The sequence below is a fragment of the Nonlabens sp. genome (assembly GCF_018401815.1).
Taxonomy (GTDB): Bacteria; Bacteroidota; Bacteroidia; order Flavobacteriales; family Flavobacteriaceae; genus Nonlabens.
Map to the genome: position 1 here is coordinate 58,364 of NZ_JAGYKG010000005.1, position 20,448 is coordinate 78,811.

Below are 20,448 nucleotides of genomic sequence, written 5' to 3' on the forward strand. Positions count from 1 at the left end.
CCCTACTTTAATGAAAAAATATCAATACTTTTATAAAACAATTATGGAGGTAAAAATTACGATTTTAGGAACTGGTACATCACAAGGAATTCCTGTTATAGGCAGCTCACATCCAGTGTGTTTGAGTAATAACCCTAAGGACAAGCGCCTTAGAGTGAGTGCTATGTTTGAAATAAATAACAAACGTTTTATTATCGATTGCGGTCCAGATTTTCGCCAGCAAATGCTACGGCAAAATGTTTCTAACATTAATGCGATGCTTTTTACTCATGAGCACGCTGACCATACAGCGGGTTTGGATGATTTGAGGCCGTTTTATTTTCGTCAGGGCAATCTTCTTTGTTGCATGACTTCTAGAGTTCATAAGGCTCTTAAGGAACGTTTCAGTTATATATTTACTACAGTAGATAAATATCCAGGTGTTCCCACCTTAGATGTGTATGAATTTGAAAAGGAATCTTTTGAAATTGAAGGTGTTGAAGTAATTCCTATTCTGGCAGATCATGGTTACATCCCTGTACATGGTTATAGAATAGCAGATGTCGCGTACATGACCGATGTGAAAACGATTACTGCCGACGAAAAGAAAAAACTTAAAAATCTAGATGTTCTTATTCTCAATATGCTGCGAAAAGAAACTCATGCCACACATTTAAATCTAAAAGAAGCTCTAGAATTAGTAAGGGAATTGCAACCTAAACGTACTTACTTTACACATATAAGTCATCATTTAGGTTTTCACGATGAAGTACAAAAAACACTTCCTGAAAACGTATTTTTGGCATACGATAACCTTGAAATTAGATCAAATTGATAAAAAGTTTTTATTTATACCTGTTCATTTTTGCCTCTTTAATTGCACTAGTCATTTATGTGAATGGCAGAAAATACCAAGAAAAATTAGAGGACCAAGTGCAAAGTCTTAGAAAAGAGCTTTATGAAACAGATCAAGAGCGTAAAGAAGCACTGTCCACAGAAGTAAAAGCCGATTACGAAAATGCTGTTTTTTCCTTAAAAGGAAATCCAGAATCAGAAAATTATTTGTACAACCTAGGTTTAGAACCTTCTGAAGTTGAATCACTGGTTAGAGATCAATTGTTAGAACTCAATATCAAGGAAGGTGGTAACCCATTAGTTCCTTATATAGGTCAAGGACGTGGTTTTAGAATCAATGACACTAAGTTTATCAATCATAAATGGGTGCTCGCTAACTTTACGGATAACGATCGCTGGGGTGATGTGTTGATACGCTATGATATCAATGAGAAGAAAGAAGTAGAGCTAGAAACAATCAAAGCCTTGTTGTTTGATAAGAATACCAACAATTAATCCAATCGGTAAACTCTAACTTTTCTCTTCTTAATTTTACTATTATTAAGTCGCTGTGCTAAATCGTAAGCCTTTTCAAATGGTACTGCGATAAAAGCACAATCTTGCTTCAATTCAATTTCTCCTAATTCGTTTTTTTCTAGATGACCTTGTTTAAAGAACAATCCCGCGATGTCTCCTTTGGAGATTTTATCTTTTCTACCACCTGAAATAAAGAGTGTTTCCCACTTTTGTTGAGGCATAACTTTTAATCGCTCTCCATATTCTAAAGGGGTACTTTCTCCTATATAGTCTGGGAGGGGGTGTTTTTTATTGTGCAAAACATAAGCCGTACCATTAGCATGCATTCTTGCAGTACGACCATTTCTATGGGTAAATTCTTCTTTGTGGAATGGAAGTTCGTAGTGAATAATAAAATCTAATTCAGGCACATCGATCCCACGGGCGGCGAGATCTGTCGCTAAAAGTAATTGATGAGTTCCGTTTCTAAATTTAATTAGGGCACGCTCGCGATCTCTTTGTTCGAGTCCGCCATAAAAAACAGAATGAGAAATATCTCGGCTTTTTAGAAACTCGCTCACTTCTTCAATAGAATCTTTGAAATTGCAAAAAATGATCCCATTCCCATTATTGGTACGGGCAATAATTTGTTCTAGATTCAGAAAGCGGTTCTTAGAGTCAGAAGCCATTGTTTTAATTTGGAGTACGCTATCCGTCTTCTTTTCAAACTTCAATAGTTGGGGATCCTTCAATCCAACAAATTCTGGAACAGCTACTTTAAAAGTAGCAGAGGTGAGAATGTTACGTCCTACATTGGGCAATGCGCTTAAAATTTCTTTCATTTCCTTTTCAAACCCAGTTTCTAAAGACTTATCAAATTCGTCAAGAATCAATGTTTTAATAAAAGAGGGATCAAAAGATTCTCTGCGTAAATGATCGGCTATTCTTCCTGGAGTTCCAATTAGCATAGCAGGGGTGTGTTTCAAATCTTCCTTATCTTTTGTTCCAGAACGGCCGCCATAAATAGCATTTGCCTTATAACCAGTTCCCATTTCTCTAATCACTTGTTCTATTTGAATGGCAAGCTCGCGAGAAGGCACTAAAATTAGAGCCTGAACTTCTGTAAGCTCTGGATTTAATAATTCAATTACAGGAAGAAGAAACGCCAGTGTTTTACCGGTTCCAGTAGGAGAAATAATCAGAGTATCTCTATGATTAGTTATGGCATCATGCGCTTGCAATTGCATGTCATTTAAAGAAACAATCCCTAGTTTATCCAGAATTTGTTGTTGAGATTTGATAGAATTATTCATGGATCACTTTTTAATTATCAGCTAATTTACTGGCCTAAAACTCGTTTCTCGAGCCACTGCTTCATGTCGTAAAAATTATCTCTAGAAACACCGTGTCCTATGGGGTATTCTTTAAATACATAATCGGCATGGATTTCTTCTAGAAGCAGCGGGGCCTGTTTTGCCCATGTAAAAGGGATGACTTGATCCATGGTTCCGTGAGAAATGAAGTAGTTGGTTTGGATCTCGCTTTCGCGAAAGCGTGCTTCTAATCCAGCTCTCCCTGCAATTAAATCTTCATTGATGTAACCACTCATTGCCACTAGGTTACGGAATAATCCCGGATGCGAAAGGCTTAATCCATAAGCAAGAATCGCACCTTGACTAAAACCTAGTACATTCAAGTTATTAGGATCAATAGAGTAGGTGGCCTTTAACTCTTCTATAAAATCAGTAATCTTTAACATGCTTTCTCTAGCTTGATTGTCATCGCTAAACTTACCTCCAGAAGCATCAAAATTGATGGCATACCATGCAGCTCCTTGTGGAGGCATATCATAAGGGGCTCGGACTGAAACTATAAAAATGTCTTCACTTATCTCTGGCGCAAAGGAAAAAAGGTCCTCTTCATTACTGCCATAACCGTGAAGTAGCAGAAGCAATGGGGCATTTTCCTTGCGAGCAGGTCGCGTGATGTGGGATAATGTAAGTGATGTATGCAACGTTATTATTTAATAAATGTGAACCATTTCTGAAAGTACTTCCCTATAAATGGCAATAAAGCTTGTTGATTGCGCAGGGTACTTATCAAGCCTAATAGGGCGAGCAATACCATTAAAGTAATAATCAACAGCGGCAGTATCAGCTGGTCTTTAGGAATGTTATCGGCAAATACAGAAACTATTATCGCAACGATGGCTATACCAAACATTTGTCTGATATGGAATGACGCAAACTTATTACCTTTGTTATAATTAAGTATAATGGCTACCCCAAAAACAGCTATAAACACCATTAAGTGCAGGTATAAAAATACAGCACTGGCATAAGCAAGTGTAGCAAGGCTTTTAGCGGGTGGATTCTCATTCATTCCAAAGGGCCTTTTTATTATTGATGATTCCAACAACCGATCCTCTCATGGGTTTTCCTAAAAATGCAGAGTTCTTAGAAGTAGAAACAATATGACTTTTTTCAAAGTTATAGCTGGTATCTGGTTCAAATAGGGTCAAATTGGCTATTTGCCCTTCTTTTATTTCTGGTATTTCTTGATTAAAGATGCTATAGCCTTTGGTCAGCAATTCAATGGTGGTGGTAAGGTCTGTCAATTGATTTAATATACCAAATGCAGTTTCTAGACCAATAGTTCCTGCAGTGGCATGGTCAAATTCTAGGTCTTTGTGTTCTATAGTTAGTGGTACATGATCGCTAGTAACGACGTCAATCACCCCTGAGGCAAGAAATTTTTGTAACCGTTTTACTTCTTTCTCCTCTCTTAGTGGAGGCTGAATTTTAAAGTTTGCATCAAAAGTTTCTAATTCCTTACTTGATAAACTCAAATGATGAATGGAAACACTGCAGGTGACATTTTTAGCAGTTTTCTTATATTTTTTGATCAATTTTAAACCTTCTACGGTGCTTACGGTAGGAATGTGTAACCTTCCATTGGTGTAGGTTGCGATTCTTAAATCTCTCGCTATCTGAAGCTCTTCGGCCAGGCTAGGCATGGACTTGAGTCCTAAGTTGGTAGTCACGATATCTTCATTGACCATTCCTTTTCCTGCGATGTCTTTATTTTGCGGAAATGATTGCACCACAGCATTAAAGGAGGATGCGTATTGCAAGCCTACCTTTAGCAGGTTGGCATTAGTTACTTCATGCTTGTAGTCGTAGAAGGAAACCGCTCCAGCTTCTTGCATATCATATAATTCGGCAAGGTGTTCTCCATTTTGGTTTAAGGTAAAAGAACCTACTGGCAGGACGCTTACGACCTGATGTGCAGTAACGTTTTTCAAATATTTGATTCCCGATTGATCTTGAGGGTTGGGTTGGTTATTAGGGTTCAACATAATGGTAGTAAATCCGCCTGCTGCCGCTGCTTTAACTCCGTTCTCTAGTGTTTGTCGTTCTTCAAAACCTGGTTCTCCTAGACTGACACTTGTGTCAATCCAACCAATGGAAACATGCAAATTTGCAGTCTCGATGATTTTGGCACTTTCTTCTTTTATAGAAAGGCCTATTTTTTCAATCTTCCCATTTTTAATGAGTAGATCTCTTTTTTTGCCGTTTAAATCAGAACTGGCATTTACAATAATCACGTTTTTAAGTAGTATCATTTCACAAACTTTAAAATCAATAATTCACAAATTAGAAAGAATAGAGCTCCCATAACAAAATATCTCCACAAAGAAAGGACATTTTCTTCCTTAGTGAGTTTATAAAGTAATTCATCAATAGATTCCGAAAGGTCCTTTCCTAAATCAGCAGTTGAATAATATACTAACTTATTCTCTTGACGCTTGTTATTGAAGCTTAGTTTGGAGATCTTTTGTTCTTTAATTTTTACCATATAGGTTCCTGGTTTGAACAACTCGTCACCAGTAGCAATGAGTACATAACTATCAAAAGCCTGCTGTCTTGGAATTACTTCAAATGAATCATTTGCAAGGCTCAAAATGCCATTTTGGTTGGTATTTACGGCTATGTTATTGCGCTCATCGAGTTCGTAATACAATTGTGAAATCGGTAACGCATGAACCGCCATGTTGTAAAAAACAGGAACAATTAGGGGTGAATTTTGAAAGTTACTGTTTTCCAAATTAAGGCTTGTTGTAAAAAAATAAGTAGTGTTGTCTTTATAGAGGAAGCTGCTTCCATCGTCATATTTAAGTATAGGATCTATAGCGTTGGTAGTTTTTAAAACGCTAGTTACGTTGGGGTATTGGAAGTTGGAAACTTGCTTATTAAAAACACCTTTAAACAAGGGATGATTGAAATTAATTTCAGTAACCTTTTTTGAAAAACCGTTGTATTCTAGTCCACCAAGGCCTATGTGTTGATATCCAGAAGAATTTTGTGCTGGAATAACAACCAAGTAACCACCACTAGCAGTTAATTTGTTTAACTCATTACTAAGACTTAATGGAATATCAGTCAACTCATTAAGGATAACGATGTTTTGATTTTTGATTAAATTATAATTGATATCCCTTTCTGCCACGCTGATGTATTCAAATTCATCCCCATTATAAAGTCGGTCAAGGAAATTAGAGTCGGACCCATTGATACTTAAAACGTTAATTTTTTGCTTATTAGGCGTACTTATAAAAAGCTCGTTATCCATGGAGATTCCATTATCATCTATAAAGATTTTACCATCTATAGGCTCATCGATCTCCATTTCAAAATGAGCTGTGCCAGACTGATTTTCCATAAGCACCGAGGTTTTTGCTATTAAAATAGTATTGTTTTCAAATGATAAGGTTACAGGTTGTCCCACTTTATAATTAGCACTTAATTCCACTTGAATTTTTATGTTTTTACCCGATTGACTCATTATAAAAACGGTATCGATGGAGATATTATTAATTTCTTGTGGGGCTACCTTTACAAGTTCTCTTGTTACATTTTGTAAAGGTTCTGGAAATGGTTTTCCTGGATTTTTTTGAAAATCAGATATGAGAATAATTTCTTTAGCAGCATTCTTATTTTGCAGTAAGGAAGCGGCTTTAAGTTGCACTTGATCAAAGGAGAGCACTTGGGTGGAATAATTATTAGAAAGCAGCTCATTTGTGATCTTCTGTTTATTGGTATTAGTAAAGACGTTATCATTGGTAAATAGAGTAAATACTTTATCTGCGGGTAATTTTTCTAGTAGCTGGGTGGCTGCATTTTTATATAAAGCTCCATTCTTACCTTTTAATTCCATGGAGTAAGAGTTGTCCAGATAAATAGCAGTTTGTTTTTCCTGTGTAGTAGCATCGCTTTCTGGCACAACAGGTTGTGCAAAAGCCAGTACCATGCAAGTGACAGCCGCACAACGAGCTAACAAAATCAGCCATTTTTTAAGCAGGCGACTTTTTCTAGTTGTAGTGATTAAAGGTTGAAGGAAGGCAACATTAGTAAAGGATACTTTATTAAACTTTCTAAGCTGAAAAAGATGAACAATAATAGGAACTATAAGAAAAAATAGACCGTAAAGTATTATTGGGTTTTTAAATAACATCTATTCTATTTGCAAATCAAAGATACTGCCTTTGCATAAAAAAGCCCTTATTTTTTAACGGTAAATGTAAAAGTTGTTCCAGAGTTGATTTTCGATTTACACTTGATGGTTCCGCCTAGTTTGCCAACAAGTATTTTAACCGTCGAAAGACCAATGCCATTACCTTTTTTGCCAGTTCGATCGGTTTGGTTTAAAGTGGTAAATAATTTAAAAATATCTTTTTGTTTATCTTTTGGAATACCAATACCATTATCTGTAATGCTAAATTTATAGTACTTAGTTGTTTTTTTTGCCGTAATTTTTATAATAATAGTATCTTGAGTATTGTATTTAATACTGTTGCCAATGAGGTTTAATAATATTTGCTCAAAAGCTGTGCTGTTACTATTAAGGATCATATTTTCTTCCGGAAATATGAGTTGTATATCATCTCGAAGTCCTACCATTTCTTCTACTTTTTCAATAATAGAATACATATCAAACTCTTCTTTATCCTCTATGGCTAATTGGTCACTTTCATAATGATTCAAAATATTATCTATATAATCACTCATAGAAAAGGCTGTTTCTTTAATAGAGTGCAGGTAACGTTTACCATGGAGATCTAAACTCTCGTTGTATTTTTCTGATAGAAGATCAGTAGTAAGTATCATGCTTGCTAAAGGCATTTTCATATCATGTGATACGACTCTAGCAAAATTCTTTAACATCTCATTATTTTCTTCTAACAGCTTAGATTTTTTTTTGAGTTCTATATTTGTTTTGTTAAGCTTAAGTTGCTGCATGATAAGATCAGCAATCATCTTCAAAGATTTCTTTTGTTCTGAACTTAATCTGTGAGGTCGATCATCAAGTACGCAAACGGTACCTAGAGGTAAATTTTGTTTGTCTTTTAATTGTACTCCTGCAAAAAATCTAATAGTGGAGTTTTCTTTTAAAAAGGTAGCGTTATTAAAACTTGAAGTTTCATGCACATCTTCGACATAAAAAAAATTGTGGTCGCTAGCTATCGTATGAGCGCACCAACTTAATTCTCTAGAAGGATTATCGAGCTGCAACCCTTTTTGAGATTTGAACCACACTTCATCTTTGCCGACTATTGCAATTAGGCATTTTGGGACGTCAGTGAGCTTACAGGCAAACTCCGTAAGTTGATCAAGCACTTTTACTCGTTTAGCATCGATATGAAATGATTCTAAATAGGCAAGACGTTCGTTTTCACGAGGATGTAAGGATGCTTTGGTCATTGGAAGGCAGAAAGCATCAAAATTAACAAAACTTACTAAATATTCTGGTGCTTTTATAGAACTATAATTCTTTAAAAGCGCCTAATCCAAAAAGAGCAAAATCATATTTAATGGGGTCTTTAGGGTCAAATTTTCTAAGCACTTTGTCCAGTTCAGCAACGGCTTTTGCATCGTTTTGTTGGCGTTGGAGCAGCTTTAGTTTACGAGCTACATTCCCGGTGTGTACATCTAATGGTAGGGATAAAGCACTCATAGGTATGGAGTTCCATATTCCAAAATCCACTCCGGCATTGTCTTTTCTCACCATCCACCGCAGGAACATGTTGATGCGTTTTGCACTGCTATTTTTCATGGGATCACTGACATGCTTTTGGGTACGTGGCAAATGATCTACCTCAAAGAAGCTGGTTTTAAATTGGGAGATGGCTTCTTGCAAATTTGATTTTTCCTGATACGCTTTCGCGAAAGCGTGCTCTAAGCCATCATATTTCTTTTCTATATGCTGCAATGATCGCATAAAAGTCTTGCAATCTTCACTGTTAAAGGTACGGTGTACAAAACCATCCAATCGATCCAAGTCCCTTTCTTCATGATTTCTTATAAAGTCTGCTGGAGATTGATCTAAGAGGGTCATCAATCTATTAGCATTGTTGATGATGGACTTGCGGTTCCCCCAAGCAATTGTAGCGACGAGAAAGCTGGCTATTTCTATATCCTTTTTATCAGTAAAAAGATGGGGTATCTGAATAGGATCGTGAGGAATAAAATCTGGAGTGTTGTATTGCACGACTTTTGCATCGAGAAATTCTTTAAGTTTGTTTCGGTTCATTTGAAACCTGTTTTATTTTAGAATAGGATGGTTGCAGTCTCTTCTTTTGGTACGGCCTTAAAAAAGCTTAGTGTAATGCTGGTAAGACTGCTATTTAAAACCTTGATTAGCTCAAAAATAACGGAATTTAGGAATGGGACAATACAACCACTTCTTACAGAAATTTACCATCGCTCATTACCAGCTTGCGGTCTGCTAGATCTGCGAGTTCTTCATTATGGGTAACGATAACAAAGGTTTGATGGAATTCTTTTCTTAATTGAAAAATTAATTCGTGTAGGTCATGGGCTGTCGCACTGTCTAAGTTTCCAGTAGGTTCGTCAGCAAAAATGACTTTTGGATTATTGATTAATGCTCTTGCTACGGCAACACGCTGCTGTTCACCACCAGAAAGAGCTCCAGGCTTGTGATCCATTCGGTCAGATAACTTGAGATAGGAGAGGAGTTCTTTAGCTCGTTTTTCAGCTTTTGATTTATCAGTATTTGCGATATAAGCAGGGATACAAACGTTCTCTAAAGCTGTGAATTCGGGAAGTAATTGATGAAACTGAAATATAAAGCCAAGGGATTGGTTTCTAAATTTATTAAGCTGTTTACCACTCAGTTTCATAATATTGGTGCCATCTATTTCTAGGCTGCTGCCGGTACTTATGTCTGGTTGTTCTAAGGTGCCAAGAATATGAAGTAAAGTGGTTTTACCAGCACCAGAACTACCCACAACACTAACTATTTCACCAGCTTTAATTTCTAGATTTACGCCTTTAAGGACTTGTAAATCTCCAAAACTTTTATAAATCTGAATCGCTTTAATCATGTTAACAAAGTAATGAATATTTATGCTTTAAACCATCTTTTTGCATCATTAAAGTCAAGGAAATAAGTAACTCTAAGAGATAAATTGTGACGAGACGGTTGCGTAAATAATTCGTCTAGGCTGTCCTGAAAAGTGATATCCCCTTGATTATCAAAGTTAAATATGCTATTGCGGTATAGTAAAGTAGCTTCACTACCTGGAGCAAAACGCCATCGGTAGGAAAGGTCCAGGTTCCATACATTAAAATTTGCATCAGGATCAAAGTCGTCTGTCAAGGTGTAATCGGTAGGAATGGCAGCACCGTTGGAATCGAGTTCTTTAAAATCCCGACTAAATGTTGCTCGAGACCAAAAATTTCTAAAGGACAAGCTCAGCGCTTGTTTGTTATTAAAGTTATAAGTTCCAGACACTCTGTTTTCAACCGAATGTGTATGACGCCTGCTTACAATGGGGTTATCGTTTATATCTGTATCTACATAACTGATGCGATTGTCGTTTTTGTCCCATGCTAGGCGGTAAATAAGTAGGAATTGATCTGAGAATCTATACCTAGGACTAATATTAAAATTATAACTTTCTTCTATATCATTAAATCGTTTGAACCTACCCAACCTGATGTCTGTTGCAAATTTCTTACGATAATCTGTAGAGATAAAGCCTCCTGTGAAATAGGAAGGTTCGTATCTCACAACTTGTCCTACTTTACGCGCTTCAAATTGATTTAAGTTTTTAGTAAAGAAATTAATATCACCACCGAAGGCCAAACGTTCTCTAGTAGAAAAGAATGGGTTGATATTGAACTCACTATTGGTAGCTATATCTGGATCGATCTGTCTTCTATGTCTTATTCTAAAGTCAATATCATATCGATTAAAAATACCAACAGGCACAAACTGGTTGTAACTCAAATCTGCTGCAAAAGTTTGTGTGTTGTTTTGAAAATTACGTCCTAAATCATTAGGGTTCCAGTTTTTATCTCGGTAAAAGTGGGCGAGTCGTGGCCTCCATCTTCCTCTAGTTTTACGCCAGCTGGTCTCACTTGCGATACCCGTTTGCGTTCCTGTTGGAGTCAATCGATTACTCATTTTTAATTCTGCTCTATAATTATTGGAAGCATTTTTATCATTGTGGTCGAGTACCAAGGCATTAACAATTGCATCTGTAAAACTCCCATTTCTTAAGGTACTTGCCGTAGATAAAGCAATAGAACTGTTTTTACTGAATTGCTGGTCCAGAATAAACATATTGTAATTAGTAAAGGGTTCTGTGATTTCTGTACGTCGCTCATTGTTAAGTAAGTTTTCAATAGTAGCTTCTGTTTTTTCGGTTACGGCATTTAAAAAGCCTATTCCTAATCTATTTACTGTCCTTCCTGTAATTTTTACTGCATTGAGCAGTTTCGCGTTATTAGGGTTATCAATGATATATTCATTTTCTAAGAGGTTGACGTTACCAAAACCACTCGGGGTTTGTCCTATTCTACGCGAAAAGAAAATACCTCCCTTGTTAAATAAATCTGTTCCTTCATTAAAAAAAGCTCGGTTTTCTCCAAAGGTTTGTTCAAATGGTCCCAAATTAAGAACCACTTGGTCAAAAGCCACTTGACCAAAATCTGGTATCAATGTCGCGTCAAGAGTAAAGGCATCGTTAATCCCATATTTAAGATCCATACCAGCGTTATACTCTGTTGTTTGTACTCCATTAAAATTATCATTAACTATGGTGGCGTAAGGGTAAAGATTTAACCTTAAGGGGGGATTAATATTTTCAACCCCTGTCATCAAGGCATCGTATTGTGTGCTTATTCCTTTGGTTATATCTACGAAGTTATAAGAGTACTCTTCATTTAAAGCACGAATTCTTCTAAAAACTTGAAAACTCCAATCTTGTTTTTCTATTTCTGGGAACCTCAACGTTCTATATGGAATTTTCATTTCTACAAACCATCCAAGTTCATTAATGCTGGTCTCTGATTTAAAAACAACGTTATAACTAAAGTCTTCTCGATTACCTTCAGCAATGGCATCACCTAATGCGTTGGCACTAGTAGCAAAAAATTTTGTTTGATTAATTTGATTGTTGTAGTTGTTTAAAAAGAATCCAAAGACATCGGCCTGAGCGTTTATTTCATCTCTTTGTGAAAATTGTCTTGGAATGCTTTTTGGATTGTTGTCATAAAGAAATGCGGCAACATAAAGGGCATTATCATCATAAGCAACTTTAAACTTTGTTGTATGCGTATCTCTTTCTTTTTGACCATTTGATGGCTCTACCATTACAAAATCCCCTCCAGATGGAATAGCATCCCAAAATTTTTCAAAAGGCTTGCCATCAATTACTGGCAGGGTACTAACTCGGGTAGCTCGATATACTTTTCTTTTGATATCAAGAGTGTCCTGAGCTATTTGTGATTCCGCTTTCGCGAAAGCGAGAACTACAACCAACCAAGTGAGAATAAATTTAAATTGCATAAGAGGAGGTAAACGGCACAAAAATAACTTGTTTAACAAATCATTTCATTAAAGGCATGTTAATTAAAAAAAAGATAAAAATGAGTAGACTAAATTGCTAAAAAAAATATGGATGAGGCAATTTTTGCAGGAGGGTGCTTCTGGTGCACAGAGGCAGTTTTTCAAAGAGTTAAAGGAGTAGAGCGAGTGAAATCAGGTTTTTGTGGCGGGCATATTAAAAACCCAGCTTATAGAGAAGTAGTGCAAGGTAGAACAGGGCATGCAGAAGCTATTCACCTGACTTATGACTCTGAAAGAGTTTCCTATGAGGATTTAGTGGCCGTATTTATGGCGACTCATGATCCGACTACACTGAACAGACAAGGTTATGATGTGGGAACACATTATCGAAGTGCAATATTTTATCTTAATGAACAACAGGAAAAGACGGCTAGAGAGGTTATTAAAAATATGGAAGAAAAAGCTGTTGATACAGATCCTATAGTTACAGAGATCGCTCCGGCTACAGCCTTTTATCCTGCAGAAGATATTCACGATGAGTATTATAACAATAATAGAGAACAAGGATATTGTCAAAATATAATTGACCCTAAAATAAGAAAATTGATGACGGGTTTTAAAGAATTGGTCAAATAAAAAAAGCTCCTTTTTGAACTTGCTCCAAAAAGTTAGACGCTATTTAGGAGCTTTTTTTTATGAAACCTGATTTACATCGACGGACTTTTCTTTATCGCTACCTCTTCCAGATTTGATAAGATAGGTATAACACCACATGATGGTGAATGACGGAATGATATCCACGCCAGGGAGCAATTCTTCTATAGTTGTAATAATACCCGCCGCTACTCCAGATTTCCCTGGATAAAGTTTTGTCATTAAGTAACCCGCTAATGGTGCCCAAACCAAATCCATAAATTCTAAAACTCCATAGCCTAGTAATGACAGCATCCCAATAAGATCTAGTATTACACCACTAATTAATCTAGAACGTTTTGAATGAAACATAAGATTGATTTAATGGATTAAAATTACTAAAATTTAATGTAAAATATGTTAATGCAATTTTGAAGAAATAAGGTTCATGAATTCGTTACGGGTCTCTACTTTTTGAAATTGGCCTCTAAAACCACTTGTGGTAGTTACGCTGTTTTGTTTTTGTACACCACGCATCATCATACACATATGTGAAGCTTCTATAACTACAGCAACACCTTTTGGTTTTAAGGTATTGTCAATGCATTCTAAAATATCATGTGTTAGTCGTTCTTGTACTTGAAGTCGACGCGCAAAAACATCTACAATACGAGGGATTTTGGAAAGGCCTACAATATGACCATTTGGAATATAGGCAATATGAGCCTTTCCAAAAAATGGAAGCATGTGATGTTCACATAAAGAATATAGTTCAATGTCTTTTATAAGTACCATATCTTTATATTCTTCTGCAAACATAGCACCTCTTAGTATTTGAGCAGGATCTATATCGTAACCTGACGTTAGAAACTGCATCGCTTTTGCAGCTCGTTCAGGGGTCTTCACAAGTCCTTCCCTTTCTACGTCTTCCCCTAATTCGGTAATGACATCGCGGTATTTCCCTTTGATTTCATCTGTTATTTTTTCGTTGTATTCTTCAAAAAATCGGTAAGGAGCCATATAGTTTTAATTAAGCTACAAAGTTATCTATATTTTGTTTAACTATATAAATAATTAGTTAAACATTACAGAAATTAAGAGTTAGGCCAATGCAATTTGAAGTAGCACCGAGGTTAATAGCTAATTTTTGTCAGTTATGTTCTGTTTTGCCTATTCCGTATCGCTTATCAAGATATGCATTTTGTTCAGGTATATAGCGATTTACAGTTTCTGCAGCAGCAATGCTAATAACCATGTAACACTACATCGGTAAAAAAAAAAGGATCCTAACCCATAAACGAGAAACAAGAAATTAATCCAACTGTATACATTTTACTTGTACCTAAGGATTTTTAAATTCTTATGTTAGTAGTGAAGTCGGCAGAAAATCTAAATCGGGTATACGGTGGGAAATAATCGAAAACCAGATTCTCCTGAAAAAGGTCTAATCTCATGATCTTTTTAAACCAGTTTGCGGAGTTGCTCTTCCCGTAATTTTCATAAGTATTTGCTGTAATCATCATCCGGCAGTAGCACTAGATATTATCTACACACTGGTGCGCCTTCATTAGGAGTGTTTTGTAACTAACCCAAGAGCATAAATCCCTACGGTAACCCTATAATTATTTTGTGGGCCTCCAAAAAAACAACTAAAATTTTGTGATGCAAGGATATCTTTTTTTTATTCCTAGAGGAGTCAATTGATTCCTTATCAAAGGCACATAAGCCAACAACAAACAAACTTGTTGCACCTGCAGGATAAAGATCCCGTTCCTGCCAAAGAAACGGTCTAGAGTAGGAGCAGGCAATTCCATTAAAAATGTTTCCGCTATCGTATTCGAGCAAGTGCCATCTGTTCTTGTTTTCCTATTCTGATGCAGTGTAAGAGTCTGCTTTAAAACTTTAAAAATATAGCAGGTTTGCTATTAGAAGAATTTCTATCAAAAACGTATGTTACAAAAAAATACGGCGTTCAAAATTAAGAATTTCAACCAATTAAAAACATAAATAAAAGAATGGAATGTTTAATTTAAAAAATAGGCATGACTTTATAAAATAATACTATATTTGCAACCGCTTAGAGGTAATTTAAGTGAAACGGGCTCGTAGCTCAGCTGGATAGAGCACCTCCCTTCTAAGGAGGCGGTCACAGGTTCGAATCCTGTCGGGCTCACTAAATTGGATTAAATCAGAAAAAACGCCAAGTTCGCTTGAGCGTTTTTTTTATGGGTCACGCTCTCTTAATGATGCATCAGGAAGACCATTTAGAACTAATCAGGACCGATTGAAACTTTTGACTAATACTTAACCTGCGGTCATTAGTGCAATTTTAATAAATATTTCAATGGCTAGACATGAAAATTTTATTTGCAAAAGCACACACACAAGCTATAATAATACAGCAATAGTTTTTGTAAGTCTTTAATGATTTTGAAGCACTTTATTTTTTATTTTGTAAATCAACACCTACTTCAAAAAAAAATAGGAGTAGCATTCCTGTTAATTGAATGAAGTGAACAATAATTATGCTTTTCACCAATAGAATTTGAAGGTTATTAATTGGAGTGTTGCTGCATAGTAGATAACTCTAAAACCTTAGGCTTAACATGAACTCATTGGTATTTCCGGATTGAGCAAGCGTTGATCTTGTACTTGTCTCATAGGCATAACCTAAAGTAAAATTTGGACTTATGCTTATAGAACATATCCATGCCAATGCTTGGTCTGTTCTATAAGTTACTCCAAAACCAAACTTGTTTTCTAAACGTAACATCGTATTGATGTCTATAGATATAGGGGCACCATTAACATACCTTAATAAGAATGACGGGTTAATCGTCCATACTCTATCTGTGTCCAACCCTAATTTATACCCCGATGACAAATAGTAATGAGGTCTGTCTGTCGCTACCGTTGCTTGACCATTGTCGTTCCTTGCTCGCTCTGTGTTTAATAATCTTGGAACTGATAAGGAAACATACCAATCCCCTCTAACTAATAATCCTCCCAGTCCTACATTTGGTGTAAAATTATTGATACTCTCTAACGACGGATCTGAAAATATATTATAGGTATTTAAACCCACTGTATTAACATTATAATCATTACCTCCAGCTTTTATTCCCAAAAACAATTGTGTCTTTTCTGATACTTTTAAGCGGTATGAAAAGTCTATAGAGACAACTGTTTGAGTCTCTATAAAGGTCTTATCTCGCATCATAGATAAACCTAAACCTACATTCCTACCTAAATAGGTATCAAAAGTTAACATTTGAGTCTGCGGAGACTGATCTATACCACTCCACTGATCTCGCACCATTATGGTTGCGCTGGTTTGACCATCATACCCCGCATAGGCTGGATTGATTATATTCATGTTTGACCAGTACTGAGTTATAGCTGTCTCTTGCTGCGACCAAGATATGCTTACTACTAAAATTAATAAATTACTTATATATCTAAATTTTCTCATCTCTTTATGTTAATTTTCCCAATACTTTTTTAATTATCATTTAGTAATATAGATCCACCCTTCTTTATCCACACGACCATCACTATTTAAATCTAAACGATAATAATAGGACCCATCAGGTAGTGGCTCTGAGCTGTTCTTATAATAGGTATTCCAATCATTATTATAATTATGAGAATAAAACACCTCGTTCCCCCACCTATTATAAATACGTACCGTATTGTTAGGATACTCCTCTATACCATAGATTATCCAAGTATCATTGATGCCATCTCCGTTTGGTGTAACTCCCTGCGATACATAAACAGATAAATCATTCTCACACGCATCTCCTATGCCATCTCCATCCCTGTCTTCTTGATTTGGATTGGATATAAAAGGACAATTATCTTCCTCATCGATTATACCATCATTATCATCGTCTATATCACAAACATCTGGAAGACCATCTAAATCATTATCCGATAAATTTGTAGTTAATACCGTTACCGTTACGTTAGTTATATCTATCTGACCTACTCCGTCAGTAACTGTAAACGTTACCGTTGTATCTCCTATTGACCCGTCCTGAAATATGTATACACTAAAACAAATGTATATGTATAAAAACGATGGATATGTAAGACGATACAGTGAGAGTTTTAAACTCAAAGTCCTTGATGAACTCACCAAGGGAAACCACTCTAAAAGACAGGTAGGACTGCTCTACGGCATCCAACCCAGTACCATTAACGAATGGATAAAAAAGTACAATCGCAAAGATTTAATGAACACCCGTGTACTCGTGCAAACAGACGATGAACTTACCCGAATAAAAGCCCTGCAAAAGGAGCTTAAACAGCTAAAGGAACTTCTTATTAAGAAAGACCTAGACAAGCTTATTGATGATAGTTATCTCAAAGTAGCAGCTAATAAATTAGGCTACAAAGATGTTTTAGAACTTAAAAAAAAACTAAACATCTAGCACTAATGGAAACTATAGACAATAACCCAAAAGAAAGGCCTTTTAGCATCCTTACGATTTGCAATGGATATGACTTGACTCGTGATGCGTTTTATAAATACAAAAAGCGATATGTCAAGCGAATAACAATTGAAAACCAGGTGTTAGATATCGTCCACAAAAGAAGAAGGACCCTGCCTAGAGAAGGTGCCAGAAAACTGATGAGATCACTAAGATCCGACTTTGAAAGGCACAACATCAAGATAGGAAGAGACCAACTATTACGGATTTTAAGAGATAATGACTTGTTGATTAGACGAAAGAAATATTCGTCTAGAACAACTAATTCACACCATAGGTTTTACAAGTACAAGAATTGTATTAAGGATGTTATAATCAATAGATCAAACCAAGTGTGGGCAGCAGATATAACCTATATAAGAACCATAAATGGGTTCTGTTACTTGGCGCTCTTAACGGATATGTATTCCCGCAAAATAGTTGGCTACGACCTTAGTGACAGTCTTGAGTTGACAGGATGTGTTAGAGCACTTAAAAAAGCTTTGTATCACAATAAAGGATTCGAAAATCTGACTCATCATTCAGACAGAGGAATACAGTATTGCAGCAATGTATACACGAACGAGCTCAAGCGAAAAAGAATCACAATCAGTATGACAGAGGAAAATCATTGCTATGAAAACGCGCTAGCAGAACGAGTAAATGGAATATTAAAAGACGAATTTTATCTCGACCAGACCTTTGCCAGTGTGGAAGAGGCTAAAAAAGCAACCAAAAATGCAATCAAACTTTATAACTCTAAAAGATTACATTTATCTTTAAACTATGAAATACCTAATAACGTGCACCAAAATGCAGCTTAATCTTAATCAATAACCTGTAGACGTATTTTAGGACGAGACAGAGTAGCGGTAATCGTTGCGTTACCATTGGTATCTAGTGCAACCGTGACATCTTTTCCAAACACTAGTGCAGCATCTTTTGTTTCAACAGCTATTTTCTTAACATAGTTGTTTTCTATCGCTAGTTTATACTTTAATTGTAGTAGCCTAGAACAGAACCCCATTTCTTGCATTTTATAAGAGTTGTTATCAAAGATAAAAGGATTCCCATCTTCTTAAATTAGTTGTATTGAGCCCATGATGTAGATACAACAAGAGATCTTATTACTTCTTTGATTTAAAAGGAGATTTTCATAGCAAGTAAGAAATTTATAGTGACGTTTGATGCGTCACCATTGTACCAGTAATTCAAATTTAAATAAGCTAATTACTCACCGTATTTATCATAAGTATTCCAAAAAGTACATCTCACTTTGGGTATTGCGCAAATTGCATCGAAAGTTTATAAAGAAAATGGATCATCCTTTATTGGTTAAAGGACTATATGGTCACCCTCCAACTTACTAATATTGTTTGTCTTTTTATATGTTGTTATTGAGGGATTTTAGGATCCTTATAGTATTGAATTTATACTGGTTTTTTTTGAAAAATCAACGGAATGCGCTTAAGTAATAATAATCCTAGCTACTGCTTATTTCACCGCCAGGAAAGTGTCGTCCATAAAAAAAAAGGTTCTTCTTTATAATAACACCTTGTAATAGCAATTCTAAAGTAAGGTTAGTTGAGCGTGTGACCAGTAAGACTTTGAACCGTTAAAATTTGTGCACTCTGAGGCACTGGCAAGCTTACTCCTAAAGAAGAAAAATCCTCCAGTGTGTAGTCCAATTGATTTTCAGACTTGACAAGACCTACGTCTTTTGCCCAATAGTTATCAATGACAATCACCTCTTGTGATTGTAAAAGAGGAATCTGTTGAGTAAATCCGGAAATACTAACATCTGTAGTGATTGAGGCAGTGATAATGAGTTGTGAATGCAACAAGTCTGTAAAACTTATTCCTTCAACGGTCATTTGGGATACAGGAGCTTGCTGCACTGTAGTGACCTCATAATTAATATTTAAATCAAAATTCTGAACTGTTTGGGTAGTAGATCCGGTAGTACCATATAGCACTTCCCCAGCGTTAGCATTTTGATCGTACAGTGTGCCGTTAGTAATAATAACATTAAAGTTGTTCAATCCCTGTAATCCAAAATCAATCGTTCCATTACCTATCAACTTTCCAGAATCTGCTTTTAAGGCTCCACCACTTAAAATACGTGTCATGAATCCAACTGCATTAACAGGATTGGCTGCTAAGGTATATTCATTTCCTGTCATTGAGGCTACTGTTAGATTTTCGGAAGAAGAGTCTGCTCCTGTTACTACATCATAATCCCAACTGTTTGTAACGGCAAGTGGGAAATAACTGAAATCAGTATTAGCTCCATTAGAACCACTATTATCATCACCTGGGTCACAAGAAACTAATGAACCGACACAAAATAAAAGTATAATATTTTTAAACATAGTTTTTTTATTACAAGGTAAATATATTAGTATTATATAGAATTTGGTTATTTTTCTTAATGTTTAATTACACATAACTGTTTTTTCCTAAAGGTAGTACCTAATATTTTAAGTTTCGGGAGCCTCTAAATGTAAAGTCCTTTTTAAACTTTGACTTTTTAATAGCATTTAAGGGAGGTAAAATCACTCTTTCCGCCTATTGAGATAACATTCTAATAGGTTTTCTTGCAGTGATGCATACAAGATTAACATCAGAGCTTATGGTGAAGTACAGTGTTGTCGTTACCTTTTTCAACACTAAAGGTGTTTTTCTAACCGGTATGTCAAAATCATTCTAACGCATTCTTAAACCTTTGGACTGCTGTATTTTTGAATTTTCATTTGTGTTGTCTCGGGGCACTATGGAAATTTAGCTTGTTACACCCCTTAGATTGCTATCTTCATCTAGCTGTTCCTAAGTGGTGTTCTTCATTATTGACTCTTGTATAACTCTAATTTTTTTTAATTTTTGTTCAATCAGTTGAAAAATGACTAATTGCATCGCTTTGTTTTAGTATAAAGAATGAGTTGCTGCATAATCAATAGCGAATGGATAGGCGATTTAGCACTAGTAATCGCTCCATTTTGGTGAAGCACAAGCTTTATTAAATCATAAAGGTTCTTCATAAATATTCTTCGTTTATTTTTTGGAATTGCGTATCTAAGGATTGCATCTAGGCTTTGTTGCGTCTGCTTTTGATAAGTAATACACAGCAGCTTTATAA

The 20,448-nt window shown here is 35.8% G+C and carries 20 protein-coding genes and 1 tRNA gene; 6 read left to right on the forward strand and 15 right to left on the reverse strand.

Going from position 1 to position 20,448, the window contains the following annotated elements; all coding sequences use genetic code 11:
- Positions 1 to 10 precede the first annotated feature (10 nt).
- Entirely contained in the window at positions 11 to 814 is an 804-nt protein-coding gene (locus tag KG732_RS10330; protein WP_292891435.1) for an MBL fold metallo-hydrolase, read from the forward strand.
- Positions 811 to 1,329 carry a hypothetical protein gene (locus tag KG732_RS10335; RefSeq protein WP_213523289.1) on the forward strand — a complete coding sequence of 173 codons (519 nt, stop codon included), beginning with the start codon at positions 811 to 813 and terminating at the stop codon, positions 1,327 to 1,329. Before KG732_RS10330 ends, KG732_RS10335 begins: the two co-directional genes overlap by 4 nt.
- Here KG732_RS10335 and KG732_RS10340 read toward each other — a convergent pair.
- The 9 genes from KG732_RS10340 to KG732_RS10380 form a co-directional block, all read right to left on the reverse strand.
- A complete protein-coding gene (locus tag KG732_RS10340; protein WP_213523291.1) occupies positions 1,326 to 2,642 on the reverse strand; it encodes a DEAD/DEAH box helicase in 1,317 nt (438 codons plus the stop codon). The two genes, KG732_RS10335 and KG732_RS10340, sit on opposite strands and share 4 nt — an antisense overlap.
- A 26-nt stretch (positions 2,643 to 2,668) precedes the next feature.
- Entirely contained in the window at positions 2,669 to 3,343 is a 675-nt protein-coding gene (locus KG732_RS10345; RefSeq protein ID WP_213523293.1) for an alpha/beta hydrolase, read from the reverse strand.
- A 5-nt stretch (positions 3,344 to 3,348) separates the two neighbouring features.
- Positions 3,349 to 3,711, reverse strand: a complete 363-nt coding sequence (locus KG732_RS10350) for a hypothetical protein (protein ID WP_213523295.1) — start codon at positions 3,709 to 3,711, stop codon at positions 3,349 to 3,351.
- On the reverse strand, positions 3,704 to 4,954 hold the full coding sequence (locus KG732_RS10355) for a dihydroorotase family protein (protein ID WP_213523297.1): 1,251 nt from the start codon (positions 4,952 to 4,954) through the stop codon (positions 3,704 to 3,706). The genes KG732_RS10350 and KG732_RS10355 overlap by 8 nt, the downstream gene beginning before the upstream one ends.
- Positions 4,951 to 6,843: a BatA domain-containing protein gene (locus KG732_RS10360; protein ID WP_213523306.1), complete on the reverse strand. Its 1,893-nt coding sequence runs from the start codon at positions 6,841 to 6,843 to the stop codon at positions 4,951 to 4,953. Before KG732_RS10360 ends, KG732_RS10355 begins: the two co-directional genes overlap by 4 nt.
- Positions 6,844 to 6,890: 47 nt before the next feature.
- Positions 6,891 to 8,090, reverse strand: coding sequence for a GAF domain-containing sensor histidine kinase (locus KG732_RS10365; RefSeq protein ID WP_213523309.1), 1,200 nt, complete (start codon positions 8,088 to 8,090; stop codon positions 6,891 to 6,893).
- 61 nt (positions 8,091 to 8,151) lie between these two features.
- Positions 8,152 to 8,919, reverse strand: coding sequence for a TIGR02757 family protein (locus tag KG732_RS10370; RefSeq protein WP_213523311.1), 768 nt, complete (start codon positions 8,917 to 8,919; stop codon positions 8,152 to 8,154).
- A gap of 154 nt (positions 8,920 to 9,073) precedes the next feature.
- Positions 9,074 to 9,733 (reverse strand): ABC transporter ATP-binding protein, encoded by a 660-nt coding sequence (locus KG732_RS10375; protein WP_213523313.1) that lies wholly within the window; start codon positions 9,731 to 9,733, stop codon positions 9,074 to 9,076.
- 20 nt (positions 9,734 to 9,753) lie between these two features.
- The gene (locus KG732_RS10380; protein ID WP_213523315.1) at positions 9,754 to 12,204 is read right to left on the reverse strand and encodes a DUF5916 domain-containing protein; all 2,451 of its coding nucleotides are present in this window, start codon (positions 12,202 to 12,204) and stop codon (positions 9,754 to 9,756) included.
- Between the two features lie 108 nt (positions 12,205 to 12,312).
- Here KG732_RS10380 and msrA point away from each other — a divergent pair, with 108 nt between their 5' ends.
- Positions 12,313 to 12,840, forward strand: coding sequence for a peptide-methionine (S)-S-oxide reductase MsrA (gene msrA, locus KG732_RS10385; protein ID WP_213523317.1), 528 nt, complete (start codon positions 12,313 to 12,315; stop codon positions 12,838 to 12,840).
- Positions 12,841 to 12,897: 57 nt separating this feature from the next.
- Here the strand turns inward: msrA and KG732_RS10390 are convergent, their stop codons facing one another.
- Positions 12,898 to 13,209, reverse strand: a complete 312-nt coding sequence (locus KG732_RS10390) for a hypothetical protein (protein ID WP_213523319.1) — start codon at positions 13,207 to 13,209, stop codon at positions 12,898 to 12,900.
- Positions 13,210 to 13,257: 48 nt separating this feature from the next.
- Complete coding sequence (folE, locus tag KG732_RS10395) at positions 13,258 to 13,857, reverse strand: GTP cyclohydrolase I FolE (protein ID WP_213523321.1); 600 nt, start codon at positions 13,855 to 13,857, stop codon at positions 13,258 to 13,260.
- A gap of 1,079 nt (positions 13,858 to 14,936) precedes the next feature.
- On the opposite strand from folE, the gene KG732_RS10400 reads away from it, so the two are divergent.
- Positions 14,937 to 15,010 (forward strand) — tRNA-Arg (locus KG732_RS10400).
- Between the two features lie 414 nt (positions 15,011 to 15,424).
- Here the strand turns inward: KG732_RS10400 and KG732_RS10405 are convergent.
- Together KG732_RS10405 and KG732_RS10410 are read right to left on the reverse strand one after the other, a co-directional pair.
- Positions 15,425 to 16,309: a type IX secretion system membrane protein PorP/SprF gene (locus KG732_RS10405; protein WP_213523323.1), complete on the reverse strand. Its 885-nt coding sequence runs from the start codon at positions 16,307 to 16,309 to the stop codon at positions 15,425 to 15,427.
- A 36-nt stretch (positions 16,310 to 16,345) separates the two neighbouring features.
- Positions 16,346 to 16,960: a gliding motility-associated C-terminal domain-containing protein gene (locus KG732_RS10410; protein ID WP_213523325.1), complete on the reverse strand. Its 615-nt coding sequence runs from the start codon at positions 16,958 to 16,960 to the stop codon at positions 16,346 to 16,348.
- On the opposite strand from KG732_RS10410, the gene KG732_RS10415 reads away from it, so the two are divergent.
- Together KG732_RS10415 and KG732_RS10420 are read left to right on the forward strand one after the other, a co-directional pair.
- Complete coding sequence (locus tag KG732_RS10415; protein ID WP_213523327.1) at positions 16,908 to 17,273, forward strand: transposase; 366 nt, start codon at positions 16,908 to 16,910, stop codon at positions 17,271 to 17,273. The genes KG732_RS10410 and KG732_RS10415 overlap by 53 nt on opposite strands.
- Before the next feature lie 5 nt (positions 17,274 to 17,278).
- On the forward strand, positions 17,279 to 18,136 hold the full coding sequence (locus KG732_RS10420; RefSeq protein ID WP_213523329.1) for an IS3 family transposase: 858 nt from the start codon (positions 17,279 to 17,281) through the stop codon (positions 18,134 to 18,136).
- A 2-nt stretch (positions 18,137 to 18,138) separates the two neighbouring features.
- Here the strand turns inward: KG732_RS10420 and KG732_RS10425 are convergent, their stop codons facing one another.
- Both KG732_RS10425 and KG732_RS10430 read right to left on the reverse strand, forming a co-directional pair.
- Positions 18,139 to 18,339 (reverse strand): hypothetical protein, encoded by a 201-nt coding sequence (locus KG732_RS10425; RefSeq protein ID WP_213523331.1) that lies wholly within the window; start codon positions 18,337 to 18,339, stop codon positions 18,139 to 18,141.
- 553 nt (positions 18,340 to 18,892) lie between these two features.
- Complete coding sequence (locus KG732_RS10430; RefSeq protein WP_213523333.1) at positions 18,893 to 19,684, reverse strand: chorismate synthase; 792 nt, start codon at positions 19,682 to 19,684, stop codon at positions 18,893 to 18,895.
- Positions 19,685 to 20,448: the final 764 nt, after the last annotated feature.